At 65.4% G+C, this 22,054-nt stretch carries 22 protein-coding genes and 1 pseudogene; 13 read left to right on the forward strand and 10 right to left on the reverse strand.

Annotated elements, in window-relative coordinates:
- Positions 1-349: 349 nt before the first annotated feature.
- Positions 350-1,099: a hypothetical protein gene (locus ACFYOW_RS44320; protein ID WP_387297253.1), complete on the reverse strand. Its 750-nt coding sequence runs from the start codon at positions 1,097-1,099 to the stop codon at positions 350-352.
- Between the two features lie 51 nt (positions 1,100-1,150).
- A complete protein-coding gene (locus tag ACFYOW_RS44325) occupies positions 1,151-1,558 on the reverse strand; it encodes a hypothetical protein (protein WP_387297255.1) in 408 nt (135 codons plus the stop codon).
- Between the two features lie 174 nt (positions 1,559-1,732).
- Here ACFYOW_RS44325 and ACFYOW_RS44330 point away from each other — a divergent pair, with 174 nt between their 5' ends.
- A complete protein-coding gene (locus ACFYOW_RS44330; protein ID WP_387297257.1) occupies positions 1,733-2,374 on the forward strand; it encodes a TetR family transcriptional regulator in 642 nt (213 codons plus the stop codon).
- Between the two features lie 20 nt (positions 2,375-2,394).
- On the opposite strand, the gene ACFYOW_RS44335 is transcribed toward ACFYOW_RS44330, so the two are convergent.
- From ACFYOW_RS44335 to ACFYOW_RS44345, 3 genes are all read right to left on the reverse strand, one after another.
- Positions 2,395-2,847: a hypothetical protein gene (locus ACFYOW_RS44335; RefSeq protein ID WP_387297259.1), complete on the reverse strand. Its 453-nt coding sequence runs from the start codon at positions 2,845-2,847 to the stop codon at positions 2,395-2,397.
- Complete coding sequence (locus ACFYOW_RS44340; RefSeq protein WP_387297261.1) at positions 2,804-2,998, reverse strand: transposase; 195 nt, start codon at positions 2,996-2,998, stop codon at positions 2,804-2,806. Before ACFYOW_RS44340 ends, ACFYOW_RS44335 begins: the two co-directional genes overlap by 44 nt.
- 367 nt (positions 2,999-3,365) lie before the next feature.
- Entirely contained in the window at positions 3,366-3,728 is a 363-nt protein-coding gene (locus ACFYOW_RS44345; protein ID WP_387297350.1) for a transposase, read from the reverse strand.
- A gap of 200 nt (positions 3,729-3,928) precedes the next feature.
- Between ACFYOW_RS44345 and ACFYOW_RS44350 the strand changes: the two genes are divergently transcribed.
- The gene (locus ACFYOW_RS44350) at positions 3,929-4,303 is read left to right on the forward strand and encodes a hypothetical protein (protein ID WP_387297263.1); all 375 of its coding nucleotides are present in this window, start codon (positions 3,929-3,931) and stop codon (positions 4,301-4,303) included.
- Here ACFYOW_RS44350 and ACFYOW_RS44355 read toward each other — a convergent pair.
- The 3 genes and pseudogenes from ACFYOW_RS44355 to ACFYOW_RS44365 all read right to left on the reverse strand — a co-directional run bounded on the left by ACFYOW_RS44355 (position 4,254) and on the right by ACFYOW_RS44365 (position 8,404).
- Positions 4,254-6,104, reverse strand: coding sequence for an ArnT family glycosyltransferase (locus ACFYOW_RS44355; protein ID WP_387297265.1), 1,851 nt, complete (start codon positions 6,102-6,104; stop codon positions 4,254-4,256). The two genes, ACFYOW_RS44350 and ACFYOW_RS44355, sit on opposite strands and share 50 nt — an antisense overlap.
- A 71-nt stretch (positions 6,105-6,175) precedes the next feature.
- A pseudogene (locus ACFYOW_RS44360) lies at positions 6,176-7,722 on the reverse strand (sensor histidine kinase).
- Positions 7,700-8,404: a response regulator transcription factor gene (locus ACFYOW_RS44365; protein WP_387297352.1), complete on the reverse strand. Its 705-nt coding sequence runs from the start codon at positions 8,402-8,404 to the stop codon at positions 7,700-7,702. Before ACFYOW_RS44365 ends, ACFYOW_RS44360 begins: the two are co-directional and overlap by 23 nt.
- Positions 8,405-8,607: 203 nt before the next feature.
- On the opposite strand from ACFYOW_RS44365, the gene ACFYOW_RS44370 reads away from it, so the two are divergent.
- A complete protein-coding gene (locus tag ACFYOW_RS44370; protein ID WP_387297267.1) occupies positions 8,608-10,281 on the forward strand; it encodes an RNA-guided endonuclease InsQ/TnpB family protein in 1,674 nt (557 codons plus the stop codon).
- A gap of 73 nt (positions 10,282-10,354) precedes the next feature.
- Positions 10,355-10,900 (forward strand): DUF2165 domain-containing protein, encoded by a 546-nt coding sequence (locus tag ACFYOW_RS44375; RefSeq protein WP_387297269.1) that lies wholly within the window; start codon positions 10,355-10,357, stop codon positions 10,898-10,900.
- 79 nt (positions 10,901-10,979) lie between these two features.
- On the opposite strand, the gene ACFYOW_RS44380 is transcribed toward ACFYOW_RS44375, so the two are convergent.
- Positions 10,980-11,813 (reverse strand): 2OG-Fe(II) oxygenase, encoded by an 834-nt coding sequence (locus ACFYOW_RS44380; protein ID WP_387297271.1) that lies wholly within the window; start codon positions 11,811-11,813, stop codon positions 10,980-10,982.
- A gap of 83 nt (positions 11,814-11,896) precedes the next feature.
- Entirely contained in the window at positions 11,897-12,634 is a 738-nt protein-coding gene (locus tag ACFYOW_RS44385) for a GntR family transcriptional regulator (RefSeq protein WP_387297273.1), read from the reverse strand.
- 194 nt (positions 12,635-12,828) lie between these two features.
- Between ACFYOW_RS44385 and iolC the strand changes: the two genes are divergently transcribed.
- The 9 genes from iolC (at position 12,829) to ACFYOW_RS44430 (ending at position 21,956) form a co-directional block, all read left to right on the forward strand.
- Positions 12,829-13,794, forward strand: a complete 966-nt coding sequence (iolC, locus tag ACFYOW_RS44390; RefSeq protein WP_387297274.1) for a 5-dehydro-2-deoxygluconokinase — start codon at positions 12,829-12,831, stop codon at positions 13,792-13,794.
- Positions 13,791-14,714: an aldolase gene (locus tag ACFYOW_RS44395; RefSeq protein ID WP_387297276.1), complete on the forward strand. Its 924-nt coding sequence runs from the start codon at positions 13,791-13,793 to the stop codon at positions 14,712-14,714. Before iolC ends, ACFYOW_RS44395 begins: the two co-directional genes overlap by 4 nt.
- A 5-nt stretch (positions 14,715-14,719) precedes the next feature.
- Positions 14,720-15,601 carry a 5-deoxy-glucuronate isomerase gene (gene iolB / locus ACFYOW_RS44400; RefSeq protein WP_387297278.1) on the forward strand — a complete coding sequence of 294 codons (882 nt, stop codon included), beginning with the start codon at positions 14,720-14,722 and terminating at the stop codon, positions 15,599-15,601.
- Between the two features lie 214 nt (positions 15,602-15,815).
- Positions 15,816-16,916, forward strand: a complete 1,101-nt coding sequence (locus ACFYOW_RS44405; protein ID WP_387297280.1) for a radical SAM protein — start codon at positions 15,816-15,818, stop codon at positions 16,914-16,916.
- Positions 16,906-18,159, forward strand: a complete 1,254-nt coding sequence (locus ACFYOW_RS44410) for an acetyl-CoA carboxylase biotin carboxylase subunit family protein (RefSeq protein ID WP_387297282.1) — start codon at positions 16,906-16,908, stop codon at positions 18,157-18,159. The genes ACFYOW_RS44405 and ACFYOW_RS44410 overlap by 11 nt, the downstream gene beginning before the upstream one ends.
- Entirely contained in the window at positions 18,147-19,406 is a 1,260-nt protein-coding gene (locus ACFYOW_RS44415; RefSeq protein ID WP_387297284.1) for an acetyl-CoA carboxylase biotin carboxylase subunit family protein, read from the forward strand. Before ACFYOW_RS44410 ends, ACFYOW_RS44415 begins: the two co-directional genes overlap by 13 nt.
- A 6-nt stretch (positions 19,407-19,412) precedes the next feature.
- Positions 19,413-20,201, forward strand: a complete 789-nt coding sequence (locus ACFYOW_RS44420; protein ID WP_387297286.1) for an SDR family oxidoreductase — start codon at positions 19,413-19,415, stop codon at positions 20,199-20,201.
- A complete protein-coding gene (locus tag ACFYOW_RS44425; protein WP_387297288.1) occupies positions 20,188-20,766 on the forward strand; it encodes a histidine phosphatase family protein in 579 nt (192 codons plus the stop codon). Before ACFYOW_RS44420 ends, ACFYOW_RS44425 begins: the two co-directional genes overlap by 14 nt.
- The gene (locus ACFYOW_RS44430) at positions 20,763-21,956 is read left to right on the forward strand and encodes an MFS transporter (RefSeq protein ID WP_387297290.1); all 1,194 of its coding nucleotides are present in this window, start codon (positions 20,763-20,765) and stop codon (positions 21,954-21,956) included. The genes ACFYOW_RS44425 and ACFYOW_RS44430 overlap by 4 nt, the downstream gene beginning before the upstream one ends.
- Positions 21,957-22,054: the final 98 nt, after the last annotated feature.

Raw genomic sequence — 22,054 nt, forward strand, 5'->3', positions numbered from 1 at the left:
AGGCCGCGCAACCAACACCTTCGGCAGAACCCACCCCATCACACCCGAACCAACAAGTCAGACAACAAAATACATGATCTTTGAGGAACGCAGCACTAGCACTCCAGCGGTAGATCGTGACGTGCGGCTGAGCTGGGCTTCTAGCTGTGGTGGTGGCCCGCGTGTCGCTGACTGAAAAGGGCACGGCCACCGGGTAATTCGGTTGGGCTTGTGTTGAGTACAACTGAATTCACGGTGGCCGCTGCTGCGAGCATAGACACGGAGGCGTTCGAGGCGGGTGGAGCCACCGTGATGGCGGTCGTCCTCGAGGGAACCGACCTGAGAAAAGGGAGGTGCTTACGAGCGGCCGTCACAGATCGGGCCGGGCCGGTGACAGGCGGCGATAGACGATCGGCTGGGCCGCTATGCCGTTCGCGGCAAAGTTGCCCAGGACGTAGCGGCGGAACGATCTCCGCAAGATCAAGTGCGGTAAGAACGTCCACAGGTGTGGCCAGCTCGCGTGATTGACTATCCCGTACGGTCCCGGATGGACAGGACGCAGCACCGTGGAGTTCAGCAGGTGTGCGTTCGCCATGAACCAGCCGGCGGTGTATTCCCACACGGGGATGAGTTCGCGCGGATCGTCCGCATAGAAGTAGTTGAACAGGAAGACTTCTCGACTTGTCTCGGGGACATCTTCGATTCTCCGCACGTTGTCTGCCACGATGCGGTACACATCGCCGCGGGCGTTCGCGGTCAACTCGTTGACCAACCGACCGAATCGTCGGTCGTCGAGAAGGTTCTCGGCCGCAACGAGATCCGTGGTGCGGATCAACACCACGACGTCATATCGGGCGGGCTTGATACCTGCTCGACGCAGCAGCGCCGTGCCTTCCCCTGGAGGACGCAGCAACGCTTGGAAGACGTTGGCTGCCTGGATATCCGCGAGTTGCCGTAGCTCGGCGATACTGCGCTTCATGTTTCGCAGCAGGGCGCGCTTGCGCCGGCTCGGAGGAAGCGGCGCCGGCCACGCGTCCACCACGGCGGCCAGCAGCACGTATCCATTGGGGTTCGGCGGTTTCAGGGTCGCCTTGGGTAGCGGCGCACCGACGGTCTGCATTGTCGTCTCCAGTCCTCAACTTCACATAATGCGGTCGACGCGGAGTCCTGGCTACCAGCGCACCGACTGGTCTCGAGGGACTCGGACCACGCCCAGAACCAGGAACAGAATTCCGAGCGTTGTGCGCAGCGCTATGTTGATCCACGCAGAGGAGCCACTTTCGATCCCCAGCGCTTCCGCGTGCAACTCGGACCCCACCGACGCGAAGTGAAACACGGCACACGCCAACGACCACGCGCGAACGGCGCGGGCATCGGTGATTCGAAGAATCGCCAAACTCATCAACCCGATCGGCAACTCGGCCGAGCCGAGCATGTACGGCGCCAGGTACGCGTCGTGGTGTATGTCGACACCCACCCACTTGAACAGCGTCGGCGGGAAAAAGTTCCCCAAGACGAACGCCGCGATCGTCAGGACCGCATTGACAAGATGAAGCAGGGCGAGCGGTCGGGCAGACACACGATCTCCTGAGTTCGTTGCCATGGAAATACTCCGTCCCGGACCGATGCAGAGACCGCGCGGTCCGAAATCTGTGACGTCCGGTAGCGCCCGACACCGGGCGCTACCAGGACTCTAGGTGCTCAGGCCCAGAAAATCAACAGATAATGATTTTACCGGCTATATGCTTCCCATATGGCCGATGACGACACGACTCCGCAGACACGACGGCGGCGAGGCCGTCCTCGCGGCACCACTCCGACCGGTTCCGGCACGACGAAGGAGCAGGTCCTCGACGCCGCCCGCGAACAGTTCGCCCAAAAGGGCTACAAGGCTGCGACTATCCGCGGCATCGCTGCGGCGGCCGGCGTGGACGCCGCGCTGGTGCATCACGTCCACGGCACCAAGGCCGCCTTGTTCGCCGCGTCGATGCGCCTGCCCGAGGAAGCCGTCCGCACCCTCCCGCTGCTGCTGCTCGATACCGACCGCGACCACCTCGGCGCGCGTGTGGTGCGGTTCTACCTCGGATTATGGGAGAACCCGACGACCAACCGCCAGCTGCGCATGACGCTCGCCTCCGGCGTGACCGACGGCCACGCGGCCGCCTTGCTCAGAGAATTTCTCACCTCGGAGATCCTCGCTCCGATCCTCGCCGCCGATCAACGTGCCGACGTCGCGCTGCGTACGCAATTGGCGGCGTCGCACCTGGTCGGTCTGGCGATCGCGCGCTACATCCTGGCCGTGGAGCCACTGGCCACAACCGACCTGGACGACCTCACCGCGATTGTCGCGCCCTCAATCCAGCACTACCTGACCGGACGCCTCGCGGGCCATTAGTCTCCAACGGTAGATCGTGATCATGCTGCTTGGCCTGTTCTGCGCTGGTAGTAACCCAGGAGGGCTTGGTGTTGGTGGCGTCTTCGCCAGGTCGACCAGGCAAGGGCGTATTTCAGGCTGTGGATCGGTGGGGTCTGCATGACGAGGAGGTGTCGTATCTCGTTGCGGGTCAGCGGGCTCAGGGCGGCGGTATCGGTCGTGGATGCGGCGGCTCGGACGGCCAGGGCCGTGAGCACAGCGAGCGCGAGCAGGCACAGCAGGGTCCAGCGTCGCCATGAGGTCCAGGTGCGGACCTGGTGTTCGTCCAACAGGGGGCGCAAGCCCTGCTCACAGGCCAGATGCAGTATCGTGGTCCAGCCGCCACGCGAGCAACCCAACGCGTGGTCGGCAGGTTCGACCTCGACCCCGCCGGGCGGATGCTTCTGCCCATCACCGTCGCGGCGGGCGCCAGCGGCGTGCTGGTGGGCCCGCATGATGGTGGAGTCCACTGATCTGCCAGATGATCGCACCGACGGCATCGGCGAAGGCCTGCAACATTTTCAGGATCAACGCCCACCTCCCGCCACGCTGCCAGCGCCGGAACAGTCCGTAGACCGTCTGCCACTGCCCGTACCGGATGGGCACGTCCCGCCATGGCGTGCCGGTGCGGGTCTGCCACCGAATCCCGTTCGATGAGCTGCCGTTTCGTCCACTTCGGCGGACGGCCCGCCTTCACACCACGGGGCAGCACCGGTTCCAGCCGTGCCCATTGGGCATCGGTCAGATCCGCGCGCCCCGCGACCGATACGCTGGTCACGATTTCTCCGGTATTTCAGGGTTTTGCTTGGTCGCTAAACCCCTTACCGGAGACCTCTCTCACATCAGGGCACCAACACACCAACGCGCACAACATCTTTCAACTCACACCAGCCGAGCGAGAACCTCAGCGCCGCCGAGCACTAATGAAACAAGCCCTAACTTGACTCTGTCGGTGATCTTGTGAGTTGCGAGATCAACTGCTGACCGCCCACCAGGACCGTGGTCGGGGAACTCCCTTGTGGTCTAGGTAGTTTCGGAAGGCTGTTGGCGGGCGCGGCGGGGATGGTTCGTCTGGTAGCGGTCCTGCGCTGAGGCGTTCGATGTTCACGGCGATGGCGGTGAACACGTGCTGCAGGTGGGTTTTGGTCTGGCCGCGGTAGCGGCATCTTCTCATGCCGTGGCCGTGAGCGAATTCGCAGATGGTGCCCTCGATGCCGGAGCGGACCGCATACCGTGTGCGCCAGGCCGCGCTCTGTTGCTCGGTGCGGGCCCGCACCTGCAGGTCGAGGAGTTCTTGCGGGGGAAAGCCCACGTTGCGGGCGCTTTCCTGCTTTATCCATTCGGGGACCGGCGGGCCAGCCTTTGGTCAGGCATGACGCGAGGTCAGTAGGCAGATTAGACATCTCGAGACATAGACAGACTTGAACTGTCTAGTTACGATCCAATGACGTAAGCCATTGACATACCCTGGAGTTGCCGGAACGTCGTTCGCTGACGACGATGCCAGCAGCTCACATGGGCGCAAGGGGAGGTACCGTGAGCAACCCGATGGACGAAACAGGGCAGCCACGTCCGATCGCCGACTCCCAACACGCCGCCGCGCAAACCGAAATTAGATTCGAACTGCACTGCGGCTACACCAGACTGACCTTCACGCCGCAGCTGACTCGTGTCAGCGTGGCACCAATGCACCGTAGCCGCCGCGATGCCCTCGCCATGGCCGCACTGATGATTCGCGCAGACCTGGCGAAACAGGGAGCAATAACACGCCGACTACAAGGAAGTCCGAAGATCGCTGAAGACGGCACGATTAGAGTCGTTCTGACCGACCGCCTGGGTCGGCGCCATCGGCCGATCACCGTCAAGCCCGCGGACATCGTCGCCCACTTACGTAGCTGGATGATCGCATGACGAGCGCGCGGCGAGATATGCCGCCGAACATTCCGCCCATCGGTGCGCCGCCACCTGTACCCCCACCGGTGCCGCCTCGCGCGCCCGCGCCACCGCCGGTTCCGCCCAGCGCACCCGCGCCACCACCGGTACCGCCCAGCGCAGCAGCCCCACTGCCGGTGCCGGTCGGCGCGCCCGCTCCTCCGCCCAGCGCACCCGCCCCAACGCTGGTGCCGCTTGGCACACTCGTACCACCATCGGTGCCGGTCGGCGCGCCCGCTCCTCCGCCCGGCGCAGCCGCCCCACCGCCCAGCGCGCCCGCGCCGCCATCGGTGCCGCTCGGTCGCCCGCCGCCCAGGAAGGACCGGCCCGCACCGGCCGGTCCTGCGGACGGAATCGCACCGCTGTGTGTAGTCGCCGCAGTGGCAAGTGAATAAGCACCGGGTGCGGCCAGGCCGACAGCCACCGCGACCGCGAGGACACCAGTCGCAACGGCCTTCGGCAACCGACCGACTACCAGCAGCAATGCCGCCGCTCCGAGACCGGCGATCGCGACCACCGGTCCCAGCCACGGCAGCCAGTCGCGGGTCCGTGCGAGCAGGACGCAGGCCAGCACGACGGTCACCACCAGTGCACCGGACAGTACTGCCGTCGACCGAATATCGTTGCGGCGCTGCCACAATAGGCCAGCACCGACCGCGATCGCCGGTGCCAGCGCCACCGTGTAGTACGGGTGCAGGATGCCATTGGCGTAGCTGAACACCACGCCGGTGACGATCAGCCAGCCCAGCCACAGCAATAGCGCCGCCCTGGTCCGATCGGTGCTCGGGGCCCGACGGGTGAGCCACAGTCCGGCAACGCCGAGGATCAATGCGGCGGGCAGCACCCAGGCGATCTGGCCGCCCATTTCCGCGCCGAACAAACGGGCCCAGCCGACATCGAAGTTCAGGTTCCCGAGGCCGCCGGTCTCGTTACCGGTCAATCGGCCGAAACCGTTGTAGCCCAACGCGAGTTCGAGCACGCTGTTGTGCTGGGAGCCACCGATATAGGGCCGCGAAGACGCGGGCCACAGCGTGACAAGCGCCAGATACCAGCCCGCGGACACCACCATCGCGAGCACCGCCGCGAGCGATCGAACGATCCGGGTGCGCAGCGGCGCAGGCGCGGCGAGCAGATACACCAGCGCGAAGGCGGGCAGCACCAGGAATGCCTGCATCATCTTCGCCAGGAAGCCGAAGCCGACCGCGACACCGGCCAGCGGCAACCACCAAGCACCGCTGTCCTTTTCGATGGCCCATAGCGCGCAGTAGGCCGCGACGGTCAGCAGCAGCACCAGCAGTGCGTCCGGATTGTCGAATCGGAACATCAGCGTCGCCGCCGGTGTCAGCGCCAGCACCGCACCGGCCAGCATCCCGGCCCAGTGACCGCTGACGCGGCGCACCGCCGCGTACAGCACCGCGACCACCGCAACGCCCTCGAGCGCCTGCGGCACCAGCAGACTCCAGGAGTTGAAGCCGAACAGCCGTGCCGAAATATCCATCACCCAAAGCGCTGCGGGGGTCTTGTCGACGGTGATCGCGTTGGCCGCATCGCTGGAACCGAACACCATCGCCTTCCAGCTCTGCGAACCGGCCTGCACCGCGGCGGCGTAGAAGTCGTTGGCCCAGCCGCTGGCACCGAGATTCCACAGATACAGCAGTGCTGTCGCGATGAGTAGCACCGCGAGCGATACCCGCCGCCGCAGCGGGCCGCGCCCGGATGGCCGCGCATCCGATGGCTCGACCGCCGCGGCGGCAGGAGCTCCCAGCAATGTTGTCGTCATGCTTCGATCGTCGCGGCCTGACGTAGTTGCCAGCTCTGCTGTAACTGTGAGTTCGCTGTGTGGCGCAGCGCTCAGTTCGCGGCGGTGGCACCGGGCAGGCGCACGGTGAATTCGGTTCGGCCGGGCGCACTGTCCACGGAGATATCACCGCCGTGCGCCTTGACGACGGCCGCGACGATCGCCAGCCCGAGACCGGTACTGCCCGCCCGCCGCGAGCGCGACGAGTCACCGCGCGCAAAACGCTGAAAGACCATCGGCTGCAAGGCTTCCGGGATGCCAGGACCGTCGTCGGTTACCCGCCACACCGCTCCCCCGGCGCCGTTGAATTCCAGCGAAGTGAGCACCGTGGTGCCGGACTGGTGTGGACCCGCGCGTTGGTGAGCAGATTGGTGAGCACCTGATGCAACCTGGCCGCGTCACCGGTGGCCACCACCGGCTCGTCGGGCAGTTCCAGATCCCAGCGGTGTTCGGGACCGGCGATATGCGCGTCGCTCACCGCGTCCACCGTCAGCTGGGTCAGATCCACCGGCTCATGCTCGAGCCCACGTCCGGAATCCAATCGCGCGAGCAACAGCATGTCCTCGACCAGACCCGTCATGCGCCGGGATTCGGAGTCCACCCGTCCCATCGCATAGGCGACCTCGCCGGGCACCTCGGCCCGTTTACGTTGCGCCAGTTCGGCATAGCCACGAATGGCGGCCAGCGGGGTACGCAGTTCGTGACTGGCATCGGCGAGGAATTGCCGGACCCGGGTCTCGCTGTCGTGGCGCGCCGACAACGCGCTGGTGATGTGATCGAGCATGCGGTTCACCGCCGAACCGAGCTGCCCGACCTCGGTGCGCGGATCGGCGTCCGCGGCCGGAACCCGCACGGGCAGTACGACTTCGCCGCGATCCAGTTCCAGATCGGCCACCCGCGCGGCCGTCGCCGCGACTCGATCCAGTGGTGCCAGCGCGTGCCGGATCAGCCAGATACCGAACGTGATCGCGATGATCGACACGATCGCCGTCACGATCCCGAGGATCAGCAGGACGCGCAGCAGGGTGGCGTCGACCGCCGTCAACGGCATACCGGTGACAACGATCTCGCCCGACCAAGCCGTATCCGCGACCACTCGATAGCGACCCTGACCGTCGAGCGCGACATCGACCGGCTTCCCATTGGCCGGCACCGCGGCAAGCTGCTGTTGTGCGGTATGGGTCAGGGCACGCTGCGCCCCGTCGGCACCGATTCGGCCCGCCTTGGTGACGCTCCCCTCATGGACGATGGCGCCGATCGTGTCGGGCTGGATGCCACGCCGGTCCAGAAAATCCGGTCCCGGACCGGAACCCGATGGCGGCGGAGGCAGCGGAGGCGGCATCGACGGCTGGCCGCTGGGTCGTGGCCCGAGACTCGGACCGCCGCCGACATCACCGAGTGAACGCTTCTGCACATCGACCAGTTCGGTGTCCAGCTGATGCACCAGGAACTGCTGTAATGCGAATTCGGTCGCGGCACCGATACCGACGACCACGATCACCAGCAACAGCACCTGACCGACCAACAGGCGGGCCCGCAGCGACCAGCGCCGCGGCTTCAGCACCCGGCGCGCCACTTCAGTTCGCGGGCTTGAGGACATATCCGGCACCGCGCAGGGTGTGGATCATCGGTGCCCGTCCACTGTCGATCTTCTTGCGCAGATACGAGACATAAAGCTCGACGATGTTGGACCGGCCGCCGAAGTCGTAACTCCACACCCGGCCCAGGATCTGCGCCTTGCTCAGCACCCGCTTGGGATTGCGCATGAAGAAACGTAGCAATTCGAATTCGGTGGAGGTCAGCACGATCAGCTCACCGGCCCGGGTGACCTCGTGACTGTCCTCGTCGAGTACCAGATCGCCGACCACCAGCTGTGCGCCGCTGTCCTCGGTGGCAACGCCGGTGCGGCGCAGCAGCGAACGCAGCCGCAGCACCACCTCTTCGATGCTGAAGGGTTTGGTGACGTAGTCGTCGCCGCCCGCGGTCAGCCCGGCGATGCGGTCCTCGACCGAATCCTTTGCGGTCAGTAAGAGCACCGGCAGGTACGGCAGCTGTACGCGCAGCTTGCGCAGCACCTCGAGTCCGGTCATATCCGGCAGCATCACATCGAGCACCACCACATCCGGGCGGGCCTCGCGCGCCTTCGCGACGGCCGTTCGACCATCGCCCGCGGTGCTGACCTCCCACCCCTCGTACCGCAGGGCCATCGACATCATGTCGGCCAGCACGGGCTCGTCGTCGACGACCAGCACGGTGATGGCGCTGCCTTCGGCGCGGCGCATGACAACTCGTTCGGCCGGCCCGTTCCCGGCGCTCATCGCGGACATCGTCCTACCATGACCGCGAACGCTGGGGGGGGTAACTGTGCCGAAACTATGTGTCGGCTGTGAGCGCGCACCCAGCCGATCCAGTTGATCTACAGGTGGATGTGGTTAGGTCGCCATCGAACTGCGCTCATGCACCGACAACCGCTACAATCGAACATATGAGCGATGGGGGCGAGGCCGGGCACGCACGGTATACGTACCGGCTAAGGCTCTCCACCACCGCCTGCCGCACCCTGATCGCCGAGTGGGACCGTTGCAGGTGGGTATGGAACCAGTGCGTCGCCGAATCCCGGCGACGCACTGGAGGAGAGAAAATTGGCCCCGCGGCCCTCGACAAGAAGCTCACCGGTTGGCGTGGTGAACACGACTGGCTCCGCGACGGGGCATCGGTTCCGCAACAACAGACCATCCGCGACTTCGGCCGCTCCCGCGCGAAAGCGGTGAAAGACATCAAAGACCGTGTGCCGCAACGCCGACGGGCGGGGATGCCAGGGTTCAAGAAGAAGGATGTCGCTGATCCGACCCTGAACTACACGCTGCGTGGTTTCCGTCTCGTGGACGGCGGTCTTCATCTGGCTGGAGGTCTGGTTGTGCGTCCGGTGTGGTCGCGGGAGCTACCGGCCGCGCCGTCCAGTGTCCGTGTCTACCGCGACAGCATCGGCCACTGGTACGCCAGCTTCGTTGTCCCCGCCCAGGCCCAGCCGCTACCCGCGAAAGGGCAAGCGATCGGGATCGACTGGGGCGTAAAGGAGATCGCCACCACGACCAGCGACTCCCACGACCTGCCACACCCGGCGTTCGGGAAGAAAGCGGCAGTGAAGCTTGCCCGTTACCAGCGGATGATGGCGCGGCGGAAACCGAAACGCGGACAGCAGGGCTCACGCCGCTATCGGAAAGCTAAACAGCTGGCGGCGAAGCTGCATAAGAAGGTGGCGCGGCAGCGGCAGGACACCGCCCGCAAGTGGGCGAAAGCCATTGTGCAGGATTTCGACCGGGTCGCTGTGGAGGACTTCAAACCGAAGTTCCTCGCCAAGACGACGATGGCGCGGAAAGCAGCGGACGCTGCGATCGGTGCGACGAAAACAGCGATGCTAGAGATGGGCCGAAAGCACTGCCGGGATGTGCGGCTGGTGAACCCCGCACATACGACCATGGATTGCCGGATGTGCGGGGCGAGAGCCAAGCATCGCCTCCTGCTGTCTGAACGCACCTTCTGGTGCGAGCACTGCGGATACAAATCCCCCAGGGATAAGAACTCCGCGGGTGTGATGCTGAACAGGGCTGGTTTCCTCCCTGCTGGTGTTGATTGCGCAAGACCAGGTCGTTCGCCGAACCACCGGCAGCATGAGCCAGGAATCCCCCGCCTTCAGGCGGGGGAGGATTCAAATCGAAGCTGGCAGGGACCGACCAACCGGCGCACGGCGGCCGATGCCGTCGCGTGCGGCATGCTCGGCATCGGAGCCGGTGCGACGAGCGCCGACGGACCCCAGGCGCCGGTGCCCGGACAGCAGTGCCAGCCTTCCTGGCGACCACCCGGACGGCCCGCCGCCCGGCGATCATCCGCACGGCCCGCCGCCGCAGTGCCAGCCCGGTCAGTAATCCGCTGCGGCCCAACACATCCCGATAACATGAGCGCGGCGGTGGACTCGATAGTCCACCGCCGCACTTCGTCGGGGCACGCTGCGAGAAGTCTGCCGCATGCCGAAACGCAGCAACCACACCGTGATCACCGGATCCGCAACGGTTGCGAGATTCTCCGCCGCGGGCAATCGACGAGGTGGCGAACCCCCTTGCGAAGCAAAGCATTTCGAATCACGCATATTGAAGTATGATGGCCCGGGCTGTCGGTTCGGCGTAGCATGCGGCGGTCTCGAATCTTGTGCCAGATCAACCGAGGTGGCGGATATGGGTCTGAGTGGTAAGCGGTTCCTGGATGTGGCCGGGAGCCGGGATACGGCCGTGACGGTGCTGGCATCGATCACCGCGCTGTACTACCTGATCGTCGCGGTGACCAACTGCATCGACACCGATACCAACCGGCGCGGCGTGCAGGCGGTGCTGTCGATGCAAGCCACGATCCACCATTCCGGCGTCGACTGGCATGCCATCACCAACAGCACGGTCGTCCTTATCGCCTACATCCTTATCGTGACCTGGGAGTATCTGACCGGCTTCGTGCTGCTCGCGGGGGCAGTGACCGGCTGGTGGGCACTGATCGGCCGGAATTCCGCCAGAACCGCACTGGCAGCGAAGTTGTCGAGCCTCGGCTGGACCATGGCCGTGCTGCTGTTCGCGGGCGGCTTCCTCACCATCGGCGGTGAGTGGTTCCGGATGTGGGCGAACAAACAAGTGAACGCCACATCGGCGGCGCTGCAGAACTTCCTCCTCGCCGCCGTCGGACTCATCCTCGTGCACATGGCGAGCCGCTCCGAAACCCGAGAGCAGCCGTAACAGAAGACGTTTCATCCCAGGTTCAGATGTGCACGTGCTGCTCGGTGAGTCGTGCGGAACGCAGTCAGCGTTTCGCACCTCAGCCAGAGTAAGGGTAGCGGCGCATCCACTTGGTCATGATCCATTTTTCGCCGGCGAGGACCGGTGCTCCGGCGTGCCTTGTCTTCGGGTCGACTTGTCCGAGGTTATTGAAGTATCGGAAATAGACTGCTTGGCCTTTGCGCGGGAAAATCGAAATACCTGCCTCCGGAAAGACGGTGTCACCGCCGCCTTCGACGTCATTGAGATAGACCACGAGAGTGGCCGTCCGCTGACCACCGCGAGCGATATGAGCGGCGTGGCCGGGTTGGTCCGGCGGAAAGTAATCGAAATGGGGACGATACTCGCCGCCGACCCCGTACCGCAGAATTTGCAGCCCCTCACCGTTTTCCATCGGCCAGTTCATCAGGGCGGAGATCCGCCGATCGAGCCGGTCGATCAAAGGGTTCTCGGACAACTGAAAATACGTGCCTTCGCTGGAGCGATTCCTAATTGTCTCCAAACGCCCGGTGTCGGGATCGACGATCGTGGACCGCTGCAATTTACCTTCGGACAACTCGATCACCTGATCACATTCCTCGACGGAGAGCACATTGCCGAACAGAATCAGCTGCGGCCGTTCCAGCCGCAACATCGGGTAGATCGAGCGGTCGTGAGCATGAATAATTCGATCAGGCGAAACGGGACAGGTGTCGTATTCGTAGCCCGAGGAGCCTGGAATCTCTCCCGCCAGCAAAGTGCGCACCGCCGCGGCGGCCACATCCTTGTCGAAACCACCCCTGATCATCGATTCGACTACCGATTCGACTGAACAACCCCGTGCGAGGTTTTCGGCTAGCCAGTTCCGCCACGAAGCATCCATCGCCATCGTCATATGGTCAGAGTTTATGCTCCGATACCAGCAGGTCGACTTTCCAGTGCTGGGAATTACGTTACCGAAGTTGCCTGCTCAGCAGGTCAGCGACTCAGCACCGTGGTATCGAAGAAATGGCGCGAGGCCCGGTAGACATGCCTGCCCATTTCGATGGGACGCCCGGAATCATCGAAGGCGACCCGCTGCATGGTCAGCAGCGGCGCGTTCGTGCGCTCGTCCAGCAGTTGCGCCTCGGCCCTGGTGGCACCGCGCGCACCGATCCGCTGGCGCGCCAGTGCGATGTGAATTCCCTTGGCCCGCAGGCATTCATAGAATCCGTGCAGTTCGAGCTGATCGGGCGCGGGTGCGAATTCAGCGGGCACGTAATTGGTCATGACCGCCAGCGGCTCACTCCCGGCACGGCGCAGCCTGCGGAAGGTCACGAAGCGAGCGTCCTCGGGCACGCCGAGTTCGCTGGCGATATCCGGATCCGGAGCGCCGAGCTGATAGTCGAGCAATTCTGTGGTCGGTTCCTGACCTGCGGTGAGCAGATCGTCGTACAGACTGGTCAATTCGACCGGCCGACGCACCTGGTTCTGCACCACCTGGGTGCCCACCCCGCGCCTGCGCATCAGCAGCCCTTTGTCGACCAGCGCCTGGATTGCCTGCCGCGCGGTCGGCCGCGACAGATTCAGCCGTTTGGCAAGGTCGAGCTCGTTCTCGAGGCGATCCCCCGGGGCGAGCCGACCTTTCAGGATCGCGTTCTCGATGCCTTGTGCCAGTTGGAAATACAGCGGGACCGGGCTCGAGCGGTCGATCGCGACATCCAGTGGCGCGGGCATCGTCGGCTCCTCGGGGCGAGCGGGCGCAGGTGAGCGCCGGTTTCTTCCACTGTAAATCACAACGAGCAGTTCTTGTTGAATATGTCCGTAAGTAAGTATGTCCTGACAAAGTCTTGACAAGCGGGTATGACGGGCGCAAAGTCTGGATACGCGGCTATGCCCGTCCCCCGAGGCCCGAACCCTGGAGTCAGCCTGTGAACGCTCAATTCGAGGTCGTGTCGACCGGTCGGGTCGGCGTCGACATCTATCCGCTCCAATCCGGAGTGGGCCTGGAAGATGTCGAGACTTTCGGCAAGTTCCTCGGTGGCAGTGCCGCCAATGTCGCCGTCGCGGCGGCGCGACTCGGTCGGCGCACCGCGCTGTGGTCCGGCGTCGGCGCCGATCCCTTCGGTCGATACGTGCGGCGCGAACTGGTCCGGCTCGGCGTATCAGATGGCCTCGTGCAGACCACCGATCGCCTGCCGACCCCGGTGACCTTCTGCGAGATCTTCCCGCCTGACGATTTCCCGCTGTACTTCTACCGCGAACCCAGCGCGCCGGACCTGCAGATCACCGGCGGCCAAGTCGATCCCGACATCATCCGCGGTGCGGGCGTGTACTGGTCGACTGTCACCGGTCTGTCCCAAGAGCCTTCTCGTGCAGCACATTTCGATGCGTGGTCGATCCGGGAACGGCGGCCGCTCACCGTACTCGATCTGGACTACCGGCCGATGTTCTGGGCCGACGAGGAACAGGCCCGCACACAGGTACGCGAGGCTCTGACCCAGGTCACGGTGGCGGTCGGCAACCGCGAGGAGTGCCGCATCGCGGTCGACGAGACCGATCCGCATCGCGCCGCCGACGCACTGTTGGATCTGGGTGTCGAACTGGCCATCGTCAAACAGGGGCCGGATGGGGTGCTCGGCAAGACCCGCCACGAATCCGTCGCGGTGCCCCCGGCAACCGTCGAGGTGCGCAACGGCCTCGGCGCGGGCGATGCTTTCGGCGGCAGCCTGTGTCACGGCCTGCTGGCCGGATGGGAGCTGGAGACCGTCCTGCGCCGCGCCAATGCCGCCGGGGCCATTGTGGCCGCCCGGCTCGAATGCTCCACCGCCATGCCGACCAGCGCCGAAATCGACGATCTCGTCGCGCTGTCATTGATTGGAAAGGCCCGGAAATGAAAGTGGCGTCGCGCGGCGATTCGACGAGGGGTGGCGAAGGAGTGCGGTCCTATGCCGAGTTGACCGAGTTGCGTGCGGCCGATCCCGGCGCCATCGCCAGAGCCTTCGCCACGCGGACCCGTCGCGGTCTGGTGCGCGGCGACGGCCGGTTGATGATCATCGCCGCCGACCACCCGGCCCGCGGCGCGCTGGCGGCGTCCGGCAACCCCTACGCCATGAACAGCCGCAGGGAACTGTTGGACCGACTGGTCACGGCATTGGCCCGGCCGGGCGTGGACGGTGTGCTCGGCACCGCGGACATCATCGAGGATCTGCTGCTGCTCGGCGCACTCGAGGACAAGGTCGTCTTCAGCTCCATGAACCGCGGTGGCATCGCGGGCGCGGATTTCGAACTCGACGACCGGATGACCGGATATACCGCGCGGGCGACCGCCGCGGCCGGACTCAACGGCGCGAAGATGCTCAACCGGTTCGATCTCACCGATCCGGGCACGCTGTCGATGATGACCGCGAGCGCCACCGCCATCGATGAGCTCGCCGCCCTCGGTTTGGCCGCGATGCTCGAGCCGTTCATATCGCATCGGCCCGACGGGCCGGGGACCAAGGTGGTCAACGATCTGTCACCGGATGCGGTCATCAAGAGCGTGCACCTGGCGCAGGGATTGGGCTCCACTTCGGCCTATACCTGGCTGAAGCTGCCCGTCGTCGCGGAGATGGAGCGAGTCATGGACGCCACCACCCTGCCCACCCTGCTGCTCGGCGGCGATCCGCAGACCGGCCTGGACGAAACCTTCGCGCGCTGGTCGAAAGCCCTTGCGCTGCCCGGTGTTCGGGGCCTCATTGTGGGCCGTGCGCTGCTCTATCCGCCGGATGACGATGTCGCGGGCGCGGTCGATACTGCCGTATCGCTGGTGCGGTGATCGCAATGCACAGCAAGCATTACGTGCCCGCCGCCCGCACCTATCGCGCGCCGTACACGGTGGCGCTCACCCAGGAGGCGGCCGAGTGGGATCACGCCAGCCTGCACGTCATCGAGCTCGCGCCGGGGCAATCGCATCGCACGCACAGCCGTGCCGATGAGATCGTGGTGGTTCCGCTGTCCGGTTCGTGCACCGTGGCCAGTGCCGGCGAGTCGTTCGAATTAGCTGGGCGTGACGACGTTTTCGACGGCCCGACCGATTTCGCCTACATCGGACGCGATAGCGCCTACACCGTGACCAGTACCGACGGTGGGCGGTTCGCGCTCGGTGGCGCACGTGCCCAGCAGCAACTGCCGTTCCGCTATGTGCCCGCCGCCGAGGTGGCCGTGGAGTTGCGCGGTGCGGGCAATTGCAGTCGCCAAGTGCACAATTTCGCGACCGCGGACACCTTCGAGGCCGATTCGATCATCGCCTGCGAGGTGATCACCCCGGGCGGGAACTGGTCGTCGTATCCGGCGCACAAACACGACGAGCTCTCCGATACCGAGACGCCGCTCGAGGAGATCTACTATTTCGAATTCGCCCGTGGCGCAGACGATTCGCCGGGCTTCGGCTATCACCGCGTGTACGGGACCCCTGAGCGACCGATCGATGTGCTGGAAGAGGTCCGCGACGGCGATGTGGTGCTGGTGCCGCACGGCTACCACGGCCCGTCCATCGCCGCACCCGGCTATCACATGTACTACCTGAACATCATGGCCGGTCCCGGACCGGAGCGGGCTTGGCGGATCAGCGACGACCCGGCGCAGACGTGGCTGCGCGGCACCTGGACCGATATGGCGATCGATCCGCGACTTCCCATGAACGCCGAAGAGACTCCGCAGTAGGTCGATCGACCACACCGAATCGCGACACCCTCTGTACCCGATTTCTCAGTGCGGGGAAGATCCGTCATCGGGCCGATGACGGACAATCTCTTCTGGCTCGAAGTGGGCCTGCTTTCCTTGCACCCCAATGCCTTTGCGAGTCAATGCGACGAGTGGGCGGCCGTCTGTGGGGCGCAGCGACTGCGAAATCGACTCCAGCAGAGGAGATATCGTGATGGCCAGCGAGCGGGACCCGCTTCCGGATAGATACCGCAAGTTCCGGGTCGAGAACTTCCCGCAGACCGACTTGGCCGGTTACCTTCCCGTCGACGGCGTCGAAGTCAAATTTCTCGACGGCTGCAATCGGTCGTGCATCTTCTGTGTGAACGAGGATTACATCGGGAAACGGTTGAATCCGTTGGACGCTGGGCGCTTCGCGCGGTCGCTGTTCGACTGGATCGATTCGCCCACCGAGCCGGAACGGCCCGAGGCGGTCTACGGCACCGGCGGTGAGCCCTTGATGGCACTGGATCTGGTCGAGGAGGTCTTTCGCCCGCTGGGCGAACGCGGCATCACCACGCGCCTGGTAACCAACGGCACGTTGCTGAACGAGAAGCGGATCGCCCGACTGGTCGATATGAAGTTGTCCGGGGTGAAGGTCACCTACAACACGGCCGATGCCGCGCGGCTCGCGACCCTGATGAAGGGTTCGAAATCCGATGACGCCGAGCTGATCCTGCGCAATATCCGGCTGGCCAAGGCGGCCGGTCTGTGGGTGTTCATCCGAATCGGGCTCGGCAAGCACAACTTCGACGAGGCACCGAAGATCTATCGCATCATGCGCGAGATCGGCGTCGATGTCGTGCAGATCAAGCCCTGGATTCCGTCCGGACTAGCGGCGACCAATCAGACCGAGCTGAGCCTGAGCCCCTCGGTACTGTTCGATCGGTTCACCGGCATCATGGAAGAGCTCTACGACGAAATCCAGCAGCCTGGCGGTCCGGAGGTGACCGTCTCCTGCTATCCGCCCGCACGGAACCTCGGATTCACGGTCAAGGATTGCGCCAATGTGGCCAAGATCTACTGTGAGCCCTGCGGCCATGCGCTCGTATGCAATTTCTCCGACGAATACCTGGGCAGCTGGTTTCCCGAGGACGGTGGCCTGCTCGCGTGCGTGCAGCGTCGCCGCGAGTTGTATCCGCGGATTATGGACACCCACGGTGTCGCGTCGTGCCCGGCCCGGCTGAACTGGTCGTCCCCGACCGGGGTGGTGAACCCCGCGCCCGAGTGGAAACCGGCGACACTGTTACCACTGGCTGTCGTCAATGCCGAATGAGTCTGCGCCGCAGCGGATCTTGCTGCTCTCGCGCAAACCGCTCATCGAGCGCCCGCTGCACGAGTGGCTCGCGGAGGTCGTGACCGACACCGTTCTCGTCACCGTGCCCGGGGCGTTGGCGGATATCGGCGCGGACGTGCGCGACCGGTTTCGTGAATGCCGGACCGTACCGGATTACCAATCGTGGTTTACGGAGTGGACGGCCGAATGTGCAGCGCGCGAACACCGAATCGGTCTCGTCGCCAGTTCGAGTGAGGACGATGTGCTGCGCAGTGCACGGCTGCGTGGTCGGCTCGGATTGCCAGGGCAGACACTGGAATCCGCACACGCCTACCGCGACAAGCTGATCATGAAGGATACGGCGGTGCGGGCCGGAGTGGCTGTCCCCCGGCGGCGGGCCATCGATCGGCCTACCGACCTGATCGAGTTCGTCGAGGAGGCCGGGTTGCCGGTCGTGGTGAAGCCGCGTCGCGGCTCCGCGTCCATCGGGGTGCGCATCCTGCGCAACGGCGGCGATGTCACCGCATTCCTGGCATCGGGCGAATTGCCCGCGGCACCACAGCGTTGCGGGCGGTGGATTGCCGAGGAATACGTCGACGGCGACTTTTTCCATGTGGACGGCGTCATGGCCGACGCGGCGGTCGTGCACTGCTGGCCTAGCCAGTACAACAGCGGCAATGCCGAAGCCGCACAGAGGGAGTCGGAGCTGTCCAGCGTGCTGCTCGCCCGCAATGACCCGAGAACCACTCTGCTGCAACGCTTTGCCGCAGATGTTCACCGCGCCCTGCCGACGCCCGCATTCCCGACGAGCTTCCACCTGGAGGCGTGGATACCGGCGCACGGAAGGCCGGTGCTTTGTGAGGTCGCCTCCCGAACCGGTGGCGCCCTCATTGCCCGCACCTATCGGGAAGCGTTCGGTGTGCATCTGTCCCGGGAGAATCTGCGCGGGCAGTGCGGGCTCGGCCTCGAACTGAGGCATCAACCCACCGCACCCAGGCGCGCGGCCGGCTGGGTACTTTTTCCACCCGGACACGGCCGATTCGAGCCGCCAACGGGTGTCTGTCCGATTCCCGGGACCGAGATCGAATTGCACATGCCCGCAGGCACTTTCGCACACGGTCCCGAGTACGCCGCGCATTCGGCGGCGGCGGTCGCGGTGCATGCCGACACCGCCGAACAGGTGCGGGAGCGAATCCGGGAGACGACGCACTGGTGGGCCGAGAAGGTTCGGTGGCTGAATTGACCCGGCAGCGTTCGCATCGGGTGGCGGTGCTGTCGAAGAAACCGCTGACCACACATCGCTACGATGGCTGGCTATCGGAATTCGGCATCCAGACAACACTTTTCGCCGAGGACACCGCCGCGAGTCGCACATTTCTCGCTGGGGCACACCAATACTCGACCTCGCGTCTCTTTCCGGCTTGGAAGCGCAACCGAGCTGTCGATCAAGCGGTGGCGGCCGCACATGCCGAAGAGCCCTTCGACCGGATCATCGCGCTGAGCGAATGCGATCTCGTCCGAGCCGCCGAACTTCGCGACCACCTCGATATTCCGGGGCAGAGACTGGCATCGGCCACCGCGTTTCGGAACAAGTCCGTCATGAAATCACTGGCAGGCGGGGCCGGGCTGCGCGTTCCGGAGCACCGGCTCGTCGACTCCGTTTCCACCTTGATGGACTTCGCGGACGGCCACCCAGACGGTGTCGTGGTCAAACCGGTCGACGGGTCTGGTTCGGTCGGCGTCGTCGTGTTGCGCGACCGGACCGAGATCGAGTCCTGGGTGCAAGCCCGCGCGCTCTCATGTGACGATCCCACCGACTATCTCGTCGAGGAATGGGTTGCGGCGCCGATGCTTTCGGTGGACGGATTGATGCGAGCCGGACAGCTCCAGGCCGTCATGGTCGGGGCATACACCCGGACCTGCCTGCACTCGCTGGTCGAGCTGGCGCCGCATGGCATTCTGCTACTCGACGCCGACGATCCGCGCGTCGCGGCCGCCCGCGAGTACCTCTCCCGGCTGTTGCGCGCACTGCCCGCCCCGGAGGAGACCATGAGTTTTCATTGCGAGCTCTTCGATCATCCCCGCCACGGCCCGATGCTCTGCGAGATCGCCTGCCGCACCGGTGGCGGCAATCTGAACCTGATCGCTGGCGAAGCACTCGGTATCGATCTGAACCGGGCCTCCTGTCTCGGGCAGGCTGGCATCGACGTGCCGATCGAACGCGCAATGCCCGAATCCGGCCGCTGCTATGGGGATATCGTGGTGCCGCGGTCCCCGCGATCGCTTCCCCCTGGCCTGCGCTGCGATTTGCCCGGTGTCGTGCGCTTCCACCGGGATGATCGCCCTGGACGGGCCGCGAAGGTATCCGATTATGTGATCGATGCGCTGCTGGCGGACGACGACCATATCGGTGTGCGACGGGTGTACGACTCGGTCATCGCGTGGCTGGACGAGCACATGCTGTCCGAGTCCGCGACGGTAGGGTGCTGACCCGCAATGGATCTCGGACTGGCCGGACGCGCCTATTACGTCACGGGCGGCAGCCGCGGCATCGGACGAGCGGTGGTGTCACTGCTGCTCGCCGAGGGCGCCGTTGTCGCGACCTGCGCCAGAGACACGGCGGTGCTCGAGCAGATGCGGGCCGCACTACCACCTGCGCACGCCGACCGGCTGCTGACGCATACCGCCGACGTCCGCGATGCGGATGCCCTCCAACAGGCCGTCGCACGGGCGCTCGAACGATTCGGACGGCTCGACGGTGTGCTGGCCAATGCCGGAGCCGGAATCTCCGGCGGCGTGCTGAGCACACCGGAGTCGGAGTGGCACAACCAATTCCAGGTGAAGGTGGGATCGGTGCTGAACTTGGTCACCTCGGCGCTGCCCGCGTTGCGCGAGTCGGACGCCGGACGGGTGGTGGTCGTCAACGGTGTCACCGCGCACGCGCCCGATCCGGGCATGGCCGCCGTCAGCGCCACGCGCGCGGCCGTGGCCAACCTGACCCGTTCGCTCGCCGTCGAATTGGCACCGTCCGGCATTCTGGTCAATGCGATCAGCCTCGGCGCGATCACGACCGACCGCCAGCACGCCCGCTACCTGGCCGCCAACTCGGCCGAGCCGTTCGCGGACTGGTCCGCGGGCGAGGCAGGCCGCCGGGGCATACTGCTGGGACGCTTCGGAACACCGCGGGAGGTGGCTCCCGTTGCGGCACTGCTACTTTCGCCGATCTGCTCCTATGTGACCGGCAGTTCCATCGATGTCTCGGGCGGCTCCGGTGGCCGCACCTGATTGGCAGATCGTCATTGCCAGGCACGGCCCGACCGAATGGTCACGAGCGGGGCGATTCAGCGGTCACACCGACATCCCCCTGTCTGCGGAGGGGCGGACCCGTGCGGCCGAACTCGGCAGGGCACTGCGGCGACCGCCCCCCGAACGCATCCTGAGCAGCGACCTGACCCGGGCACGACAAACCGCCGCGGCGATCGCGCTTGCCGCCGAACTCGACCCACACGGCATCACGATCGACAGCGGGCTGCGCGAAGAATCACTCGGATCATGGGAAGGCCGTACGCGCGGCCGAATCGCCGGTACCAACCGGGATGGCTACGCGCGCTGGCTGGCCGGTGACATCGGCGCGTTCGACGGCCGGGAAGGACTGGCGGCGGTGGCGCGGCGGGCCGTCCCGGTAGTGCTCGACCATTGCGCCGAGCAGCCACGTACCACCGGGCGGCTCGTCGTGGTCACCCATGCGAATACGGCGTTGGCGCTCATCGGCGCGCTCGGCGATATTCCGCTCGGGGCATGGGCGGATCTGCCCTGTCCCAGACCTGCGGAAGCCATGATCCTGTGGTGAGCGGGGCCGCTCGGGCACTGGCCTGCGCGGTGCTGATCACCGCCATCGGCAACGGTCTGTATCTTGCCGGTACGGTGCTCTTTCTGACCCGCTCGGTCGGGCTGAGCGGCACCGACGTTGGAATCGGACTGACGATCGCGGGCGTAACCGGATTGGGCGCCGGGCCGCTGGTGGGTCATCTCGCCGACCGCTTGGGTGCGCGCGAGATCTATCTGGTCACGTTGACTGCCGAGGCCCTGGCCACCGGAAGTCTTGTCCTGGTTCATAGTTTCGCGGTGTTCGTGCTCGTCGCGGCCGCGGTCGGGATCGCCGAGCAGGGCAGCCGAGCGGTGCGTGGTGCGCTGATCGCACGGATCGGCGGGGATGCGCGAGCGCGGTTGCGCGGCTATCTGCGATCCGTCACCAATATCGGCGTGGCTCTGGGTGCCGCCGGTGCGGGTCTGGCCATTCGATCCGATACGCGCACAGCGTATTCGGCGCTGATCCTGGTCGATGCCGCCAGTTTCCTGCTCACCGCGCTGGTCATCGCTCGTATGCCACGACAGCCCCCGCTGCCTCGGCCCGACCGCGACCATACTGTGCGCCCCGGCAGGTTGGACCTGCCGTTCCTGGCCGTCACCGGGTTATACGGCGTGCTGTCGCTGCAGTATGCGGTGCTCACCGTCGCGCTGCCGCTGTGGATCCTCACCCACACCGCCGCTTCGGCCTGGCTGGTCTCGCCGCTGCTGCTGACGAACACACTGCTCGTCGTCGGCCTCCAGGTCCGAGCGGGCCGTCGCGTCGATTCCATCGCCGACGCAATCACGATCACCCGCCAGGCTGCCGTCCTGCTGACGCTGGGCTGCCTGCTGTTCTGCGTCAGCGCCACAGGCTCGCCGGTATTCGCCATGCTGGTGTTGACGCTCGCGGTAATAGTGCACACATTGGGCGAGATCGCCCACGCCGCAGGCGAATTCGAACTCGGTTTCGCGCTGGCACCGGAACATGCACAAGGCCGCTATCAGGGGATCTTCGGCATGGGAACCGGCGTCTTCATCGCCGCTGCCCCAGCTCTGCTCAGTGTGCTCTGCATCGACCGAGGCCAGGCAGGATGGGTTCTGCTCGGCGGCATATTCCTGACCGCTGGACTCTGCATTGGACCGATCGCGCGCTGGGCGCAGCGCAGCGCCGCACATCTTGTCGATGCATGAAACCGAGCAGTGCAACCTGTACCGCCCAGCACGGCGAATGGCTGCCGTGGCGCGATCGGTGGCTACAGGTGCCGCCGCAGCCGATGATGCGCGGACGC

Source organism: Nocardia sp. NPDC006982 (genome assembly GCF_042869435.1).
GTDB lineage: Bacteria > Actinomycetota > Actinomycetes > Mycobacteriales > Mycobacteriaceae > Nocardia.